The sequence below is a fragment of the Salipiger sp. ABF4_146 genome (assembly GCF_056161345.1).
Window position 1 is genome coordinate 16,100 of record NZ_JBSWYX010000006.1, and the last position, 16,762, is coordinate 32,861.

A 16,762-nucleotide genomic window follows, 5' to 3' on the forward strand; every position below is an offset into this window, starting at 1 on the left:
GTCATCCTGCGGTGGTCGCGTCAGGGTCTGCCAATGGCAGGCGGATGGTAAGTTCGGTGCCCGGCGCCGCGCCAAGCGCGGCGGTGCGGGGCAGGGGGCTTTGCACCTCGAGCGCGCCGCCCTGCTGTTCGACCACCCACCGGGCAAGCGGCAGGCCGAGGCCAAAGCCCTGCGCGGCCTGCGTGCCGGATTGCCCGAACCGGTCGAAGACCCGCGCCTGCGCGGCGGCGGGGATGCCGGGCCCGTTGTCGGCGATGGCGATCTCGGCGCGGCCCGGCGGCGCGCGCATCTCGATGCGCAGCGCGCCGCCGTCGCGGGCGTGCCGGATGGCGTTGCGGATCAGCCCGGAGACCACCTGCCGCAGCCAGTTGCGGTCCGCCAGCACGGTCAGCGGCCCAGATGGTACGGATGGCTCGGGGGCGCGGGTCAGGGTCATCCCGGCGTTGGCAAGCTCGGCAGCGGTTTCGGCGATTGCCTCATCGGCCACTTGCGCAAGCGCCACCGGCTCGGGATCGAGCGCCAGTTGCCCGGTTTCCGAGCGGGCGACGCGCAGCAGATCGTCGATGCGACGACCGAGCCGTGTGGCGCGGTTTTCGATGGTGGCGAAGGCCTGCTGTGGCTGCGGTGCGCCCTGACGGCCCAGTTGCGCCTCCATCAAGATCACCGTCAGCGGGGTGCGCAGCTCGTGGCTGATGTCGGCAAAGAAGCGGCGGCGGTCTTCATCTGTGCGTTCGAGCCGGCTGTTGGCGGCGCGCAGCGCCTCGGTGCGCTCGGCGATGGTGTCTTCGAGCTGCGCGCGGTCCTGCGCCACGGTGGCGGCGCGTGCGGCGAGGGCCTGCGCCATGCGGTTGGTCTCGGTGTAGAGCTGCCCGATCTCGTCCTGCCGGGTGCCGGGCAGGGTGACGGAGAAATCCTCTTGCCCGATGCGCCGGGCGGCACCCTGCAGGGCATCGAGCCGCTGAAACTGCGGGCGCAGCAGGCGCAGGTAGAAGCCCGCCGAGAGCAGCAGCGCGATGGCCGCCATAAGCGCCGCAGACAGCGTCAGCCGGTGGCGCAGGAGGTCGATGCCGGTCAGAATTTCCCGGCGCAGGCGGCGTTCCTCGTTCACCGCCTCGGCCAGCAACGGCTCCACCGCCGAGGCGAAGGCATCGATATGCGCGCGCAACTGGCCGCTGGAGGGGCCACCGGTGAGGAACCCGGCTTGGGCGGCGCGCAACTGCGCCTCCATCCGGGCGATGGCCAGAGACAGCGTGGCGCGGCGGCTTTGCGCGTCGAGGCCGCGCACGCCGCTCACCTCCACATCCAGCCTGTCGCGCAGCCGTGCGAATGTGCCCTGCAGCGTCTCGACGATTTGGCGGGTGCGCGCGGCGCGCACCTCGGCGGGCTGCCCGGTTTGGGTCATCTCGGCGGCGACGAGGATATAGGTGGAAACCTGCGTCGAGAGCGCGGCGTAGTCCTCGAGTCGCTGTTCGGCGGCCAGCGCCTCTTCGAGACGGTCGGACACCCGGGCCAGTCCGGAGACGACGATCAGCGCGGTGAACAGCGTGACGAGGCCCAAAATCGCTGCGCCCAGCCCAAGGCGGGCCTTGAGCGACATGCGCCCTTGCCCAAAAATGCGCCGGATTTTCGCCGGGATCGCCCAGAAGTCGCCTAATTTGGCGGCAGGTCTGTGCGTTTCCTGTGCAGCGCTGCGCGGTTGCGAGGCTGACACAAATCGGCCCCCCTGAATATTAAGGGGAGCGCGCGATAATGGCGGGGCATCACGTTCAACCAAGCGAGGCACCCATGATTGAGCTTCTCTTTGTGGCATGTTTGCAGACTGCGCCCGATCAATGCTCGGAGCGCAGCCTCATTTACACCGATGTCACCCCCATGGCCTGCATGATGGGCGCGCAGCCCGAACTTGCAAGATGGGCCGAAGAACACCCTGCCTTCACCGTCCACGGCTGGCGCTGCCGGTATGTCGGCGAGGGCGATCTTGAAGCCTGAGGCGCGGTGGCGGCCTTTCGTATCCATTCGTTGATCTTTTTTTAGCAGTCCTTTCTTTCTGGCCGAACCGCTCCTAAAGGAGCAATTGACGCGGCCGATGCCCGTGCAGACCCTCTGCCGACGAGGGAGGATCACGTGCAGGGCAACGACACCGCAGCGCGTTTCACCGGCGTCTGCCATAGCGGCGCCGAGGCTCACCCGGCGCCCGCGCGGCGCTCGGGAACGGCGCTTGCGTCGCTGGCCGGGCTGCTGGGTCTTTGGATCTTGGCCGCCGCGCTGACCGCCGATCCGCAGGTGTTGCCGCAACCATGGGCGCTGCTGCCGTCCTTTGCCGAGGCGCTGCGATCGGGCGAGTTGCCCTATCACCTTGGGCGAACGCTGATCCGGGTGCTTTGGGCCTTTGCGCTGGCGATGGCCTTCGGCATCGCGTTGGGGCTGGTGATGGGGCGGTATCCGCGGATTGATCGCTGGCTCGACCCTTGGCTGGTGGTGTTCCTCAACCTGCCGGCGCTGGTGCTGATCGTGCTGTGCTACCTGTGGATCGGTCTCACCGAGACGGCGGCGATCGTGGCGGTGACGCTCAACAAGATCCCCAATGTGACCACGGTGATCCGCGAAGGCGCGCGGGCGCTCGATCCGGGGCTGGAGGCGATGGGACGGGTCTATCGGATGCCGCGGCTGGCGCGGCTCCGCCACGTGGTGCTGCCGCAGCTCACCCCATTCATCACCGCTGCCGCGCGCTCTGGCATTGCGGTGATCTGGAAGATCGTGCTGGTGGTCGAGTTCCTTGGCCGCTCGGATGGGGTGGGCTTTCAGATACACCTCTATTTCCAACTCTTCGACGTGGCCATGGTGCTGGTCTACGCGTTTTCCTTCATCGCGGTGATGCTGGCGGTGGAATGGCTGGTGCTGCAACCGTGGGAACGGCGCGCGCGCCGCTGGCGCGGATAGCGTGCCGCGGCGATGACGGAAGGACCTCTATGACTGCGCTGGAGATCACTGACCTCGGCTACAGCTACGGGCCGAAGCGCGCGCTGGACGGGGTGAGCTTTGCGCTGCGGCCCGGCTTTACCGCGCTTCTGGGGCCCAATGGCGCGGGCAAGTCGACGCTGTTTGCGCTGCTCACCCGGCTTTTCGTCAGCCGCGAGGGGCATATTCGCGTCGCCGGGCATGACATTGCGCGCCAGCCGCGGGCGGCGCTGTCGAAGATCGGCGTGGTGTTCCAGCAGCCGACGCTGGATCTGGACATGAGCGTGGCCAGCAATATGCGCTATTTTGCGGCGCTGCACGGCATCGCCGGGCGCGAGGCGGCGGCGCGGGCCGAGACGGCGCTGGCGCAGCTGGGCATGCAGGAGCGGGCGGGGGAGAAGGTGCGCAACCTAAACGGCGGGCACCGGCGGCGGATGGAGATCGCCCGCGCGCTCGTTCATCGCCCGCAGGTGCTGCTGCTGGATGAGCCGACGGTGGGGCTCGATTTCGAAAGCCGCCGCGCGATCACCGCGCATGTGCATGCGCTGGCGCAAGGCGGGCTAACCGTGCTTTGGGCCACGCATCTGGTGGATGAGATCGACGACGGCGACGACGTGGTGGTGCTGCATCGCGGCCGGGTGCTGACGCATGCGCGCGCCGCGGCGCTGCGCGCGGGCCGCCCGCTGGCAGATGTGTTCATCGAGATGACGGGCGCGCCCGTGCGCGAGGCGCGCGCATGACGCTCTGGCTCGTCGCGATGCTGGCGATCATCCGGCGCGAGGCGCTGCGCTTCGTGCACCAGCGCTCGCGGTTTCTGGCCGCGCTGGTGCGCCCGCTGGTCTGGCTGGTGGTCTTTGCCGCGGGCTTCCGCGCCGCGCTTGGCCTGTCGATCATCCCGCCCTACGAGACCTACATCACCTATGAGGTCTATATCGTGCCGGGGCTGTGCGGGATGATCCAGCTGTTCAACGGCATGCAAAGCTCGCTGAGCCTTGTCTACGATCAGGAAATGGGCTCGATGCGGCTGCTGCTGACCTCGCCGCTGCCGCGCTGGTGGCTGCTGCTGTCAAAGCTGCTGGCCGGGGTCGCGGTGTCGATCCTGCAGGTCTATGTCTTCCTCGCCATCGCCGCGGGTTTTGGCATCACGCTGCCCGGCTGGGGCTATGTGCTGGCGTTGCCGGCGCTGGTGCTGTCGGGGCTGATGCTAGGGGCGCTGGGGCTGCTGATCTCGTCGACCATCAAGCAGTTGGAGAATTTCGCCGGGGTGATGAACTTTGTCATCTTCCCGATGTTCTTTCTGTCGACCGCGCTCTACCCGCTGTGGAAAATGGCCGAAAGCTCGACCCTGCTGCGCGACATCTGCGCGGTGAACCCGTTCACCCATGCGGTCGAACTGATCCGCTTCGCGCTCTACCGGCAGATCAACGGCTGGGCGCTGCTGTGGGTGGCGCTGGCCTTCGCGGTATTCTTCGGACTGGCGCTGCTGGGCTACGATCCGGCGCACGGCATGACCCGCCGCCGCAAGCGCGGATGACGCGCCGCGGGGCGGCGCGCCGGGCGCGTTTGGATGGCGCGGATCAGTCGACCGCCGCCACCACGAGGAATTCCACCAGATAGTCGGGCGTGGCCAGCTTGGCCTCGCCGCAGGCGCGGGCGGGCGGGTTTTCGGGGTCGACCCAGGCGTCCCACACGGCGTTCATCGCGGCGAAATCGGCCATGTCGGCCAGCCAGATCGTTGTCGACAGGATGCGGGACTTGTCCGAGCCGACCTCGGCCAGCAGCTTCTCGACCGAGGCCAGCGCGTCACGGCTCTGCGCGGTGACATCGGCGCCATGGCCGACCTGACCGGCCAGATGCACGATGCCGTTGTGGACCACGGCCTGGCTCATGCGGGGGCCGGGCTGAATGCGGGTGATGCTCATGGGATGTCCTTTCGTGTGCGCCCCGGAGGCTGTGCGGGGGCGGGAAATGCGCGGGCGCGAGATGCGCCCGCGGCCAGTTAGACTGCGGCAGGTGGCGGCGGCAAGAGCGCGCGGCTCTGGTTGGGCGTGCAGGGGCGGGGCGAACCGCAGGCGATCCGGGGCGATGGGTGCCAAGACCGCAGAGCCGCGGCCACGGGCAGGACGGTGACGTCGGGTCGCCGTCGGCTCCAACAGAGCGACTCAGTGCGCTGATACACATGCACGAGGTGCCACAGTGCGATAGCGGTTGTGCGAACAATCAATCAGAGCAAGAATTGTGACGCGACGGTACCACTACTGGATTTTAACATTTGATCAAAAAACCATCGACACGGCCCAATTTCTCGCCGAACCTCCGGCCAGCGCCCCGTATGACGTCGCGACGGCTATGTGCTCCATCCCGGAGATGTCGAGATTGGCCGCAGCGGCGCGGGAGCGCAGCACAGACCAAAAAACATCAGGGAGACGACCATGACCCGACATACCCCGGCGCGGACCATGCGCATCGGCGCGGCACTGCTGACGGCGGCGCTGCTCAGCAGCACGGCGCTGACCGCGCAGGCCGAGACGCCGCCGAACATGCTGGTGATCGCGCAGCGCATCGACGACATCAAGACGATGGACCCGGCCGAGAGCTTCGAGTTCACCGGCAGCGACATCAGCCGCAACGTCTATGAGTCGCTGGTCGATTTCGACCCGATGAACCTCGACGCGGGCTTCCAGCCGGCGCTGGCGGAAAGCTGGGAAGTGTCAGAGGACGGCACCGAGATCACCTTCACCATGGCCGACGGGCACGTGTTCGCCTCGGGCAACCCGGTGACCGCGAAGGACGCCGAGTTCTCGCTGCGCCGCGCGGTGATCCTGAACAAGACGCCGTCGTTCATCCTCACCCAGTTCGGCTTCACTCCCGAAAACGCTGAGGAAACCATCGTCGCGCCTGACGAAAAGACCCTCGTGCTGAAGCTCGACAAGGCCTACGCCGTCTCGTTCGTGCTCAACTGCCTTGCGGCGACCATCGGCGGCATCGTCGACATGGAAACCGTGATGGCCAACGAGGTCGACGGCGACATGGGCAACGCATGGCTGCGCGACAACACCGCCGGCTCGGGCCCGTACAAGCTGGCTTCGTGGAAGCCGGATGAAAGCTACACGCTGGACCTGAACCCCGAGTACGCCGGTGAAGCGCCCGAGATGAAGCGCGTGATCGTGCAGCACATTCAGGAAAGCGCCACCCAGCGTCTGCAGCTGGAACGCGGCGACGTGGATATCGCGCGCAACCTCTCGCCCGAGGATGTGGCCGGTCTTGAAGGCGTCGACAGCGTCAAGGTTGTCGACGAACTGCGCGGGCGTCTGATGTATTGGGCGGCCAACCAGAAGCACGAGATCCTGTCCGATCCGCAGGTGATCGAGGCGATGAAGTACGCCACCGATTACACCGGCATGCAGGACAGCTTCCTGAAGGGTCAGTACATCACCCACCAGTCGTTCCTGCCGCAGACCTTCATGGGTGCGATCAGCGACACGCCCTACAGCTTCGACGTCGAGAAGGCCAAGTCGCTGCTCGACGAGGCGGGCTATGGCGATGGCTTCGACATCACCATCAACGTGCGCGACGCGCAGGAGCGGATCGACATCGGTCAGTCGCTGCAGAACACCTGGGGCCAGATCGGCATCAACGTCGAGATGATCGTGGGCACCGGCGCGCAGACGCTCGACACCTACCGCGCGCGCGAGCATGACATCTACCTTGGCGCATGGGGCCCGGACTATCCCGACCCCAACACCAACGCCGGCACCTTCGCCTACAACCCCGACAACTCGGATGAGGCGGGCGCGACCGGCCTGCTGGCATGGCGCAACGCGTGGGAACTGCCGGAGATGAGCGAAGAGACCCTCGCCGCCGTCGTCGAGCAGGACAGCGCCAAGCGCGCCGAGATGTACCAAGAGCTGCAGCGCGAGCACATGGAGGTCAGCCCCTTCGGCATCATGTTCCAGCAGATCGAGCAGAACGCCATGCAGTCGGGCGTCGAGCACTTCGTGGCCGGTGGCGCGACCACCGCGGTCTCCTACTGGGTTGTGACGAAGTAATCCCGTGGCTGAGACAACGACAAACGGAGGAGGGCGCGCGGCGTCCTCCTTTCCGCCGAAATGGCTGAAGAAAACCGTCAGCCTTGCCTTCACCGTGGCGATCACCCTGCTGGGGCTGCTGTTCGTCACCTTCATGATCGGCCGCGTGATGCCGATCGACCCGGTGCTCGCGGTGATCGGCGAGCGCGCGAGCCAAGCGCAGTATGATCAGGTCTATCAGGAACTGGGGCTGGACAAGCCGCTGATCTCGCAGTTCGCCATCTATGTGGGCGACGTCTTGCAGGGCGATTTCGGCACCTCGATCCGCACCGGCAAGCCGGTGGCCGAGGACATTGCCCGCGTGTTCCCCGCGACGCTTGAACTGGCGACCATCGGTACCATCCTCGGGGTGGTTCTTGGCGTGCCGCTGGGGGTTCTGGCGGCGGTCTACCGCGGCAGTTGGATCGACCAGATCGCCCGGCTCGTCGGCCTCGTGGGCTATTCGATGCCGATCTTCTGGCTCGGCCTGATGGGGCTCTTGATCTTCTACGGCATCCTTGGATGGGTGGCCGGGCCCGGGCGGCTTGGGGTGTTCTACGAGGGGCTGGTGCCGACGCGCACGGGGCTCTTGCTGGTCGACTCGATCATCGCGGGCGACTGGGACGTGTTCAAGAACGCGCTGTCTCACATCATCCTGCCGGCCTGTCTGCTGGGCTATTTCAGCCTTGCCTACATCAGCCGGATGACCCGCAGCTTCATGCTCGAACAACTCAATTCCGAATATGTCATCACCGCGCGGGTGAAGGGGCTGAGCGAATGGCACGTGGTCTGGCGTCATGCCTTCCGCAATATCGCCATCCAGCTGATCACGGTGATCGCGCTGGCCTATGCCAACCTGCTTGAAGGCTCGGTGCTGACCGAGATCATCTTCGCATGGCCCGGCATTGGCAGCTACATCACCACCTCGCTGCTGGCCAATGACATGGCCTCGGTCCTTGGAGGCACCGTCGTGATCGGCACGATCTTCGTCTGCCTCAACATCTTCTCGGACCTTCTTTACCGCTTCTTCGATCCGAGGGCCAAATGACCTCGCAGAACACAAACATCGACGCCAAGCCGGGCCTGAAGGCCTGGCTGCTGAGCGATACGCCGCAGTCCCGTGGGCAGGCGCGCGCCGCCGCGTGGTATCAGGGCTGGCTGAAGCTGACCTCGAACAAGCTGACGTCGCTTGGCCTGATCGTGCTGGCCATCCTTGTGCTGGCGGCGATCTTCGCGCCGCTTCTGGCCACCAACGATCCCTTCGTTCAGGACCTCGGCGCGCGCCTCAAACCGCCGGGCTGGGAGGGGCATATCTTCGGCACCGACAGCCTTGGCCGCGACATCTACTCGCGGCTGCTCTACGGCGCGCGGATCTCGATCTACATCGTGCTGCTGGTGGCGCTGGTGGCGCCGCTCTTGGGCCTGATCATCGGCACCTGCGCGGGCTATTTCGGTGGCTGGATCGACACCGTGCTGATGCGCATCACCGACATCTTCCTCGCCTTCCCGCGGCTTATCCTTGCGCTGGCCTTCGTCGCGGCGCTGGGGGCGGGGATCGAGAACGCGGTGCTGGCGATCTCGCTGACCGCATGGCCGCCCTACGCCCGGATCGCCCGGGCCGAGACGCTGACCATTCGCGGTGCCGACTACATCCACGCCATCCGCCTGCAGGGCGCCGGGCCGCTGCGCATCATCACGCGCCACGTCTGGCCGCTGTGCATCTCAAGCCTCGTGATCCGGGTGACGCTGGACATGGCGGGGATCATCCTCACCGCCGCGGGCCTCGGCTTCCTCGGCCTCGGGGCGCAGCCGCCGAGCCCGGAATGGGGCGCGATGATCTCGGAAGGGCGGAAGTACATCCTCGACTACTGGTGGGTGGCCACCATCCCCGGTCTTGCCATCTTCGCCATCTCGCTCGCCTTCAACCTGATCGGCGACGGTCTGCGCGACGTGCTCGACCCGAAGGAGGGCGGCAAATGAGCAATCTTCTGGATATCGAAAACCTGTCGGTGCGCTTTCCCACGCGCTCCGGCACCTTCGAGGCGGTGCGGGGAATCTCGCTCTCGCTGGGCAAAGAGCGTCTGGGGATCGTCGGCGAGTCCGGCTCTGGCAAGTCGATGACCGGCCGGGCGATCCTTGGCCTGATCCGCAAGCCGGGCGAGGTCACGGCGGACCGCATGGATATGCAGGGTGAGAGCCTGCTGGATGCTTCGCCGAAACGGATGCGGGCGATCCGCGGCAAGCATATCTCGATGATCATGCAGGACCCGAAGTACTCGCTGAACCCGGTGATGAGCGTCGGCGACCAGATCATCGAGGCGCTGCGCACCCATGAGAAGGTGGGCAAGGCCGAGGCCTACAAGCGTGCGCTGGAGATGCTCGACGCCGTGGCGATCCGCGAGCCCGAGCGGGTGATGAAGCTTTACCCGCACGAGGTTTCGGGGGGTATGGGCCAGCGCATCATGATCGCCATGATGCTGATCCCCAACCCCGAGATCCTGATCGCCGACGAGCCGACCTCGGCGCTCGACGTGTCGGTGCAGCTTCAGGTGCTGGAGATCATGGACAAGCTGGTGCGCGAGCGCGGCATGGGCCTGATCTTCATCAGCCACGATCTCAACCTCGTCGCGGGCTTCTGCGACCGGGTGGCGGTGATGTACGCCGGGCGGATCGTCGAGGTCTGCGAGGCGGGCAAGCTGCATGAGGCGAAACACCCCTACACGCTGGGACTGCTGAACTCGGTCCCCGATCTTGAACGCCCGCGTCCGCGGCTGGAAGCGCTGGAGCGCGACCCGGACTGGCGCGTGGCCCCGTCTGTGAGTGCAATGCTATGAGCCAGCCGGAAATCCAGATCGAAGGGCTCGAGGTCTTCTTTGGCGAGGGGCACGAGCGCAACCGCGTGGTGCACGGCATCGACCTGAGCGTGGCGCAGGGCGAGAGTTACGGGCTCGTCGGCGAGTCCGGCTCGGGCAAGTCGACGGTGTTGCGCGCGCTGGTTGGGCTGGTCACCGACTGGCACGGCGCCATGCACGTCAGCGGCGAGGCCCTTTCGGGGGCGAAGCGATCGAAATCGTTCTACCGCACCGTGCAGATGGTGTTTCAGGACCCCTACGCCTCGCTGCATCCACGCCAGACCATCGACAGGGTGCTGAGCGAGACCTTGGCCCTGCACGGCATCAAGGACGGGGTGGATGCGCGCATTGACCGGCTGCTGGAACAGGTGGGATTGGGCGGCGGCTTCCGCTTCCGCTACCCGCACCAGCTGTCGGGCGGGCAGCGGCAGCGCGTGGCCATCGCGCGGGCGCTGGCGCCTGAACCCAAGGTGCTGCTGCTCGACGAGCCGACATCGGCGCTCGACGTGTCGGTGCAGGCCGAGATCCTCAACCTGCTGTCGGACCTGCGCGGCGAGTTCGGTTTGACCTATCTGATGGTCAGCCACGATCTCGGCGTTATCGGACACATGTGCGACAGGGTGGCAGTGATGCAGAAGGGCGAGATCGTCGAGACGCTGCAGGTGGAGGCGATGCGCAACCTGCAGGCCGAGCACCCCTATACCCGCCACCTGCTCGACAGCGCGCTGCGCTCGTCGGGGCATGAAGGGATGGCCGAGGCGAGCTGATCACAGGCGCGCCCGACAATGAAAGCGCCGGCCTACGAATGCAGGCCGGCGCTTTTTCTGTGGGCGGATGCGCGCCCAAAGCCGCGTCAGCCCGGCTGGGTGAGGATGATCGCGCCGCGCTCGGTGGCGACGACCGTGTGCTCATATTGCACGACCGGGGCGCTCGGCTCGGCATAAAGCGTCCAGCCGTCGTCGCCGTCGCTGGCCCAGAGCCCGCCCATCGACAGGAAAGGCTCGACCGTCAGCACCAGCCCCTTATCGATCCGCCGACGGTCGCTGCGCGTCGGCCAAGTGGCGATTTCCTCGGGGTATTCGTGCAGCGAGCGGCCAACGCCGTGGCTGGCAAGGTTGCGGATCAATGTGTAGCCCCGATCGTTGGCGAATTTGCCGATGGCGTTGCCGATCCCGGCCAGAGGCCGACCTTCTGCCACCTGACCGATGCCGATTTTCATGGCCCGCTTGCCATCGCGGCACAGCTTGTCGAGCGAGGGGCGCACCGGCGTGACGCGGTAGGTGGCACCGGTGTCGGCGAAAAAGCCATCCTTCGAGGCCGAGACGTCGATGTTCACCAGATCGCCGGGTGCGATGATGCGCTCGCCGGGGATGCCATGGGCGATCTCTTCGTTCACGCTGATGCAGGTGGCGCCGGGGAAATCATAGGCCGACTGTGGTGCGGATTCAGCGCCATGGCGTTCCAGATAGGCGCGGCCGATCTCGTCAAGCTCGCGCGTGGTCATGCCCGGCTCCATCGCCTTGGCCATGGCGCGCAGCGTGTTGGCGACGATCCGGCCGATGTCTTTCAGCCCATCGAGTTCGCCTTCTTGAGTGATCGTCATGCGAAGCGCTCCCGTTATGCGTGAGCGGCCACCTTATCGCTGACGCTGGGGAATGTCAGGGGCAATGTCTGGGGTCAATGTCGGGGGGGGGGACAATGACCGGTGCGCTCGCCGGACGGGACATGCTGGCGGGGCCGGCCCCTGCACGCTGGCAAAGACCGGCCCCGGTTGTCCGGCGCGGGGGAGGTCCGCGCCGGGGGAGGAGGGGGAAGCTCAGCGGCCGTTCTTGGCGCGCCACGCCTCGAAGAGAGGACCGTATTTCTCTTCGTTGACCCGCGGGTAGAGGCCAATGATCGGCTCGCCCGACTTGACCTGCTCGACCACGAAATCCTCGTAGGCGGTCATCTCCTTGGCTTCGGCGGCGACCTCATCGGCCATATGCGCCGGGATCACGATCACGCAGTCTGCGTCGCCCACGATGATGTCGCCGGGGAACACCGGCGCGTCGCCGCAGCCGATCGGCTCGTTGATCGCGATGGCTTCGTTGTTGGTCAGGTTGGTCGGACTCGACGGGCGGGTGTGATAGGCCGGGATGTCCAACTCGGCGATCACCGCCGCGTCCCGAAAGCCACCGTCGGTGACCACGCCGGCACCGCCGCGCATCATCAGCCGGGTGATCAGGATATCGCCCGACGAGGCAGCATCGGCCTGCTTGCGGCTGTCCATCACCAGCACATGGCCCTCGGGGCAGGTTTCGATCGCGACGCGCTGCGGGTGCTCGGGGTTGCGGAACTCGGTCAGCGGGTTGCGGTCCTCGCGGGCGGGCATGTAGCGCAGGGTGAAGGCGGGGCCGACCATGTTCTTGCCCTTCCAGCCGACCGGGTGCACGCCCTGAATGACCTGATGGCGCAAGCCCCGCTTGAAAAGCGCGGTGGCCAGCGTGGCGACAGACACCTCCATCAGGATGTCACGGGTTTCGGGGTTCATCGGGGTCTCCTCCAAGTCAATCGGGTGCCCGGTCCGCGGGTGCAAGGGGCGGACCGGGCGAAGGGTCGCGTCAGGCGAGGTCCTCGGGCAGCACGGCACCGGGAATGTTCTGGTAGCTCACCGGCCGCAGGAAGCGGCGGATCGACAACGTGCCGACCGAGGTGGCGCCAAAGTTGGTCGAGGCGGGGTAGGGGCCGCCGTGCACCATCGCGTCACAGACCTCGACGCCGGTGGGGAAGCCGTTGGCCAGCACCCGCCCGGCCTTGCGCTCGAGCACCGGCAGCAGCTTTCGCGCGGCGTCGGCATCGGCGTCATCCATGTGTAGCGTCGCGGTCAGCTGGCCTTCGAAGCCCTTGGCGAGCGTCACCATCTCGTCGAGCCCCGAGACCCGCACCACGAGGCCGAGCGGCCCGAAGACCTCTTCGCCAAGCGCGTGATCCTGCAGGTAGCTTTCGGCATCGGTCTCGTAGAGGTTCGGGGCCGCCTCGCGCGGGCCGCTTTCGGTGGTCAGCAGCGGGCGCACCGCGTTGCGGCCGTCGAAACGGTCCTTGCCGGCGCGATAGGCGCTGGCGATGCCCTCGGTGAGCATGGTCTGCGGCGCGGCTTTCTCCAGCGCGGCGCGGGCGGCCTCGACGAAAGCGTCTCCGTCGGCGCCGGTGCCGACCACGGCGATGCCGGGGTTGGTGCAGAACTGGCCCGCGCCCATGGTCAGCGATCCGGCCCAGCCGGTGCCGATCTCGGCGCCGCGCGCCTTGGTGGCCTCGGGCAGCACGAACATCGGGTTCACCGAACCCAGCTCACCAAAGAAGGGGATCGGCACCTCACGTTGGGCGCACAGATCGAACAGCGCACGCCCGCCGCCGAGCGAGCCGGTGAAGCCCACGGCGTTGATCAGCGGGTGCTGCACCAGCGCCTGACCCACCTGACGGTTGCCGCCCTGGATCAGCGAGAAGACGCCCTTGGGCATGCCGCAGCTTTCAATGGCGGCGGCGATCGCCTCGGCGACGATCTCGCCGGTGCCGGGGTGGGCGGAGTGGCCCTTGACCACGACCGGGCAGCCGGCGGCCAGCGCCGCGGCGGTGTCACCGCCCGCGGTGGAGAAGGCCAGCGGGAAGTTCGACGCACCAAACACGGCGACCGGCCCGATCGGGCGCTGCACCATGCGCAGCTCGGGGCGCGGCAGCGGCTGGCGGTCGGGCAGCGCTTCGTCGACGCGCACGTCGAGGTAGTCGCCTTTGCGGATGTGCGCCGCGAAAAGACGCAGCTGGCCGGTGGTGCGGCCGCGTTCGCCCTGCAGGCGGGCTTCGGGCAGGCCGGTTTCCTGACTGCCGATCTCGGTGATGGCCTCGCCGCGCGCCTCGATCTCATCGGCGATGGCTTCGAGGAATTTGGCGCGGGTCTCGCGGCTGGCGTAGCCGTAGGCCCAGAAGGCGTCTTCGGCGGCCTGGCAGGCCCGGTCGACCAGATCAGGTGTGCCGACGGAGAACTGGTGCACCGGGCCGCTGGCGGGCTCGGAGGCAAATTGCGCCTCGGTGGCGATCCATGCGCCTGCGATGAGGTGTTTGCCGTGCGGGGTGAAGATCGGGGTCGTGCCGTCCATGGGGAAATGTCCTTTCGGGGGCAGAGGGAAATTCGGGGGGCGGGGCGCCGTTGCGGCGCCCCGATGTGACTCAGACGAGGCCGTTGGTCTCGAGGAACGCCTGCATCTTTTTCTGCTGCGCGTCGGTCAGTGGCCACGCCGACGGCGGCCGGGTGGCGCCGCAGTCAAAGCCGGTGGCCTGCAGCGCGGCCTTCACGCCGGTGACATTGGTGCCGTTGAGTTCTTCGGCACGGATGTCCTCAAAGGCCTGCATCTCGCCAATCAGGCGGTTCGCCTCGGTGTAGTCCGACGCCTCCAGCGCGGCGTGGATCGCCAGCGACCGCTCGGGCCAGATGTTGATCAGCCCCGAGGTGAAGCCGCGCGCGCCCACCGCGTAGAAGGTCGGTGCCCAGACCTCGGCCAGACCGCCGACCCAGGTGATCGAGGGATCGCAGGCGGCCTTGGCGGCGGCGAGCTTCTGCGGGTTGGGCGTGGCCCATTTCACGCCCTTCACCCCCGGTACGGCGCAAAGGTCGGCGATCGCGCCGGTGCCGATGGCGTCGTTGCGCAGGTACAGCATCATCGGCAGCCCGCCCGAGGCGTCGGCGATGGCCTTGACGTAATCCACCGTGCCGCGCGGCGCCACGAAGGGATCGGGCGGCTGATGGATCATCAGCGCGGTGGCGCCGGCCTCGGCGCTGGCCTTGGCCAAGGCACAGGCGTCGCGGATGCCGCGGCCGATGCCCGCCAGCACCGGCGCGCGTCCGTCCACCATGGCACAGACCTCGCGGGCCATGGTGATCGCCTCGTCGGTGGTCAGCGCATAGAACTCGCCGGTGTTGCCGTTGACCACGGGCATGTGCAGCCCGGCGCCAAGCGCGCGGTCGACGATCGGGGTGAGCTTGCCGGGGGCAATTTCGCCAGCCTCGTCATAAGGCGTGACAAGGATGCCGGAGATGCCGGCGAGGGCGGTATCTAGATCGAGCATGTCGGTCCTCTTCAGAAACTTTCGGGCTCAGAAAATGTCGGGCTCGCCCGCGGCGCGGCCGAATTCGCGTTCGAGGTAGTCGAAGTCGCAGCCCTTGTCGGCCTGCGTCACGTGGCGCGAGAACATATAGCCCCAGCCCCGCTCAAACCGCGGCTCTGGCGGTGTCCAAGCGGCTTTGCGGCGTGCGATCTCCTGCTCGTCCACCATCATGTCGAGCCGGCGGTTGGGCAGGTCGAGGCGCACGATGTCGCCGGTCTGCAGCAGCGCCAGCGGGCCGCCGACAAAGCTTTCGGGGGCGACGTGAAGCACGCAGGCGCCATAGGAGGTGCCCGACATCCGCGCGTCCGAGATACGCAGCATGTCGCGGTGGCCCTGGTTGATCAGCGCCTTGGGGATCGGCAGCATGCCCCACTCGGGAAAGCCCGGCCCGCCGAGCGGACCTGCATTGCGCAGCACCATCACCGTGTCGGGGGTGACGTCGAGATTTTCGTCGTCCACCGCCTTTTTCATCTCGGGGTAGCTGTCGAAGACCAGCGCCGGGCCTTCGTGCACGTGGTACTTGGGGTCGCAGGCAGCGGGCTTGATCACCGCCCCGTCGGGGCAGAGGTTGCCGCGCAGCAGCGCCAGAGAGCCCTCGTGGTAAACCGGGTTCGACAGCGGGCGGATCACGTCGTCATTGTAGACCTGCGCGGTCTCGATCTCTTCGCCCAGCGTGCGCCCGGTGACGGTGACGCAGGAGGTGTCGAGCATCTCTTCCATCTGCTTCATCAGCGCGCGCAGGCCGCCCGCATAGAAGAAGTCTTCCATCAGGTAGTCTTTGCCCGAGGGGCGGACGTTGGCGATCAGCGGGGTGACCCGGCCAAGCGCGTCGAGATGGTCAAGCGTCAGGTCGACCCCGGCGCGGCGGGCCATGGCGATGAGGTGGACGACGGCGTTGGTCGAGCAGCCGGTGGCCATGGCGACCTTGGCGGCGTTCTGTACCGAGGCGGGGGTGATGATCCGTTCGGGCGTCAGGTCTTCCCAGACCATTTCTACCACACGGCGCCCGCAGTCGGCGCCCATGCGCTGATGGCCCGAGTCGACCGCCGGGATCGACGAGGCCCCGGGCAGGGTGAGGCCCATGGCATCGGTGATGGCGGTCATCGTCGAGGCGGTGCCCATGGTCATGCAGGTGCCCGCCGAGCGCGCGATGCCGCCTTGAATGCCAAGCCACTCTTCGTCGGTGATGTTGCCGGCGCGGCGCTCGTCCCAGTATTTCCACGCGTCCGAGCCAGACCCGAGGATCTTGCCCGCGAAGTGGCCGCGCAGCATCGGGCCCGCGGGCATGTAGATGAACGGCACGCCGGCCGAGATCGCCCCCATGACAAGGCCCGGGGTGGTCTTGTCGCAGCCGCCCATCAGCACCACGCCGTCGAGCGGGTGGGCGCGGATCTGCTCCTCGGTCTCCATCGCCAGCATGTTGCGGTAGAGCATGGAGGTCGGCTTGTTGAAGCTTTCGTCGACCGACAGGGCGGGCAGTTCGACCGGCAGGCCGCCCGCTTGCAGCACGCCGCGCTTCACGTCCTTGATCCGCTCGGGGAAGTGGCTGTGGCAGGAGTTCAGTTCCGACCAAGTGTTCAGGATGCCGATGATTGGCTTGTCGCGGAATTCCTCCTCGGAATAGCCGAGCTGCATCATCCGCGAACGGTGTCCGAAGCTGCGCAGATCGTCAGGGGCAAACCAACGCGCGCTGCGCAGCTGCTCCGGGGTCTTGCGGTGCTTTTGCGACATGATTCTCCTCCGTCTCAT

Annotated in this window: 16 protein-coding genes; 9 read left to right on the forward strand and 7 right to left on the reverse strand. The window is 67.0% G+C overall.

Annotated elements, in window-relative coordinates:
- Position 1 precedes the first annotated feature (1 nt).
- Complete coding sequence (locus ACXAJT_RS10080; RefSeq protein WP_475234917.1) at positions 2 to 1,597, reverse strand: sensor histidine kinase; 1,596 nt, start codon at positions 1,595 to 1,597, stop codon at positions 2 to 4.
- Positions 1,598 to 1,785: 188 nt separating this feature from the next.
- Between ACXAJT_RS10080 and ACXAJT_RS10085 the strand changes: the two genes are divergently transcribed.
- The 4 genes from ACXAJT_RS10085 to ACXAJT_RS10100 all read left to right on the forward strand — a co-directional run bounded on the left by ACXAJT_RS10085 (position 1,786) and on the right by ACXAJT_RS10100 (position 4,492).
- Complete coding sequence (locus tag ACXAJT_RS10085) at positions 1,786 to 1,989, forward strand: hypothetical protein (RefSeq protein ID WP_475234919.1); 204 nt, start codon at positions 1,786 to 1,788, stop codon at positions 1,987 to 1,989.
- A 135-nt stretch (positions 1,990 to 2,124) separates the two neighbouring features.
- The gene (locus ACXAJT_RS10090; RefSeq protein WP_475234921.1) at positions 2,125 to 2,940 is read left to right on the forward strand and encodes an ABC transporter permease; all 816 of its coding nucleotides are present in this window, start codon (positions 2,125 to 2,127) and stop codon (positions 2,938 to 2,940) included.
- A 29-nt stretch (positions 2,941 to 2,969) separates the two neighbouring features.
- Positions 2,970 to 3,698 (forward strand): ABC transporter ATP-binding protein, encoded by a 729-nt coding sequence (locus ACXAJT_RS10095; protein WP_475234922.1) that lies wholly within the window; start codon positions 2,970 to 2,972, stop codon positions 3,696 to 3,698.
- A complete protein-coding gene (locus tag ACXAJT_RS10100) occupies positions 3,695 to 4,492 on the forward strand; it encodes an ABC transporter permease (RefSeq protein ID WP_475234924.1) in 798 nt (265 codons plus the stop codon). Before ACXAJT_RS10095 ends, ACXAJT_RS10100 begins: the two co-directional genes overlap by 4 nt.
- A gap of 43 nt (positions 4,493 to 4,535) precedes the next feature.
- Here the strand turns inward: ACXAJT_RS10100 and ACXAJT_RS10105 are convergent, their stop codons facing one another.
- Positions 4,536 to 4,880 (reverse strand): RidA family protein, encoded by a 345-nt coding sequence (locus ACXAJT_RS10105; RefSeq protein ID WP_475234926.1) that lies wholly within the window; start codon positions 4,878 to 4,880, stop codon positions 4,536 to 4,538.
- Between the two features lie 510 nt (positions 4,881 to 5,390).
- Between ACXAJT_RS10105 and ACXAJT_RS10110 the strand changes: the two genes are divergently transcribed.
- The 5 genes from ACXAJT_RS10110 to ACXAJT_RS10130 are packed head-to-tail and all read left to right on the forward strand — an operon-like array spanning position 5,391 to position 10,644.
- The gene (locus ACXAJT_RS10110; protein ID WP_475234927.1) at positions 5,391 to 7,007 is read left to right on the forward strand and encodes an ABC transporter substrate-binding protein; all 1,617 of its coding nucleotides are present in this window, start codon (positions 5,391 to 5,393) and stop codon (positions 7,005 to 7,007) included.
- 4 nt (positions 7,008 to 7,011) lie between these two features.
- Positions 7,012 to 8,073 carry an ABC transporter permease gene (locus tag ACXAJT_RS10115; protein WP_475234930.1) on the forward strand — a complete coding sequence of 354 codons (1,062 nt, stop codon included), beginning with the start codon at positions 7,012 to 7,014 and terminating at the stop codon, positions 8,071 to 8,073.
- The gene (locus ACXAJT_RS10120) at positions 8,070 to 9,005 is read left to right on the forward strand and encodes an ABC transporter permease (RefSeq protein ID WP_475234935.1); all 936 of its coding nucleotides are present in this window, start codon (positions 8,070 to 8,072) and stop codon (positions 9,003 to 9,005) included. The genes ACXAJT_RS10115 and ACXAJT_RS10120 overlap by 4 nt, the downstream gene beginning before the upstream one ends.
- On the forward strand, positions 9,002 to 9,859 hold the full coding sequence (locus ACXAJT_RS10125) for an ABC transporter ATP-binding protein (protein ID WP_475234937.1): 858 nt from the start codon (positions 9,002 to 9,004) through the stop codon (positions 9,857 to 9,859). The genes ACXAJT_RS10120 and ACXAJT_RS10125 overlap by 4 nt, the downstream gene beginning before the upstream one ends.
- A complete protein-coding gene (locus ACXAJT_RS10130; RefSeq protein WP_475234939.1) occupies positions 9,856 to 10,644 on the forward strand; it encodes an ABC transporter ATP-binding protein in 789 nt (262 codons plus the stop codon). Before ACXAJT_RS10125 ends, ACXAJT_RS10130 begins: the two co-directional genes overlap by 4 nt.
- Positions 10,645 to 10,730: 86 nt before the next feature.
- Here the strand turns inward: ACXAJT_RS10130 and map are convergent, their stop codons facing one another.
- The 5 genes from map to araD all read right to left on the reverse strand — a co-directional run bounded on the left by map (position 10,731) and on the right by araD (position 16,744).
- Positions 10,731 to 11,480 carry a type I methionyl aminopeptidase gene (gene map, locus ACXAJT_RS10135; protein ID WP_475234941.1) on the reverse strand — a complete coding sequence of 250 codons (750 nt, stop codon included), beginning with the start codon at positions 11,478 to 11,480 and terminating at the stop codon, positions 10,731 to 10,733.
- A 213-nt stretch (positions 11,481 to 11,693) separates the two neighbouring features.
- Positions 11,694 to 12,407: a ribonuclease activity regulator RraA gene (locus ACXAJT_RS10140; protein ID WP_475234944.1), complete on the reverse strand. Its 714-nt coding sequence runs from the start codon at positions 12,405 to 12,407 to the stop codon at positions 11,694 to 11,696.
- Between the two features lie 70 nt (positions 12,408 to 12,477).
- The gene (locus tag ACXAJT_RS10145) at positions 12,478 to 14,007 is read right to left on the reverse strand and encodes an aldehyde dehydrogenase (NADP(+)) (RefSeq protein ID WP_475234946.1); all 1,530 of its coding nucleotides are present in this window, start codon (positions 14,005 to 14,007) and stop codon (positions 12,478 to 12,480) included.
- Between the two features lie 70 nt (positions 14,008 to 14,077).
- On the reverse strand, positions 14,078 to 14,974 hold the full coding sequence (locus ACXAJT_RS10150) for a dihydrodipicolinate synthase family protein (protein WP_475234948.1): 897 nt from the start codon (positions 14,972 to 14,974) through the stop codon (positions 14,078 to 14,080).
- Between the two features lie 27 nt (positions 14,975 to 15,001).
- Positions 15,002 to 16,744, reverse strand: a complete 1,743-nt coding sequence (gene araD / locus ACXAJT_RS10155; protein WP_475234950.1) for an L-arabinonate dehydratase — start codon at positions 16,742 to 16,744, stop codon at positions 15,002 to 15,004.
- Between the last annotated feature and the right edge of the window lie 18 nt (positions 16,745 to 16,762).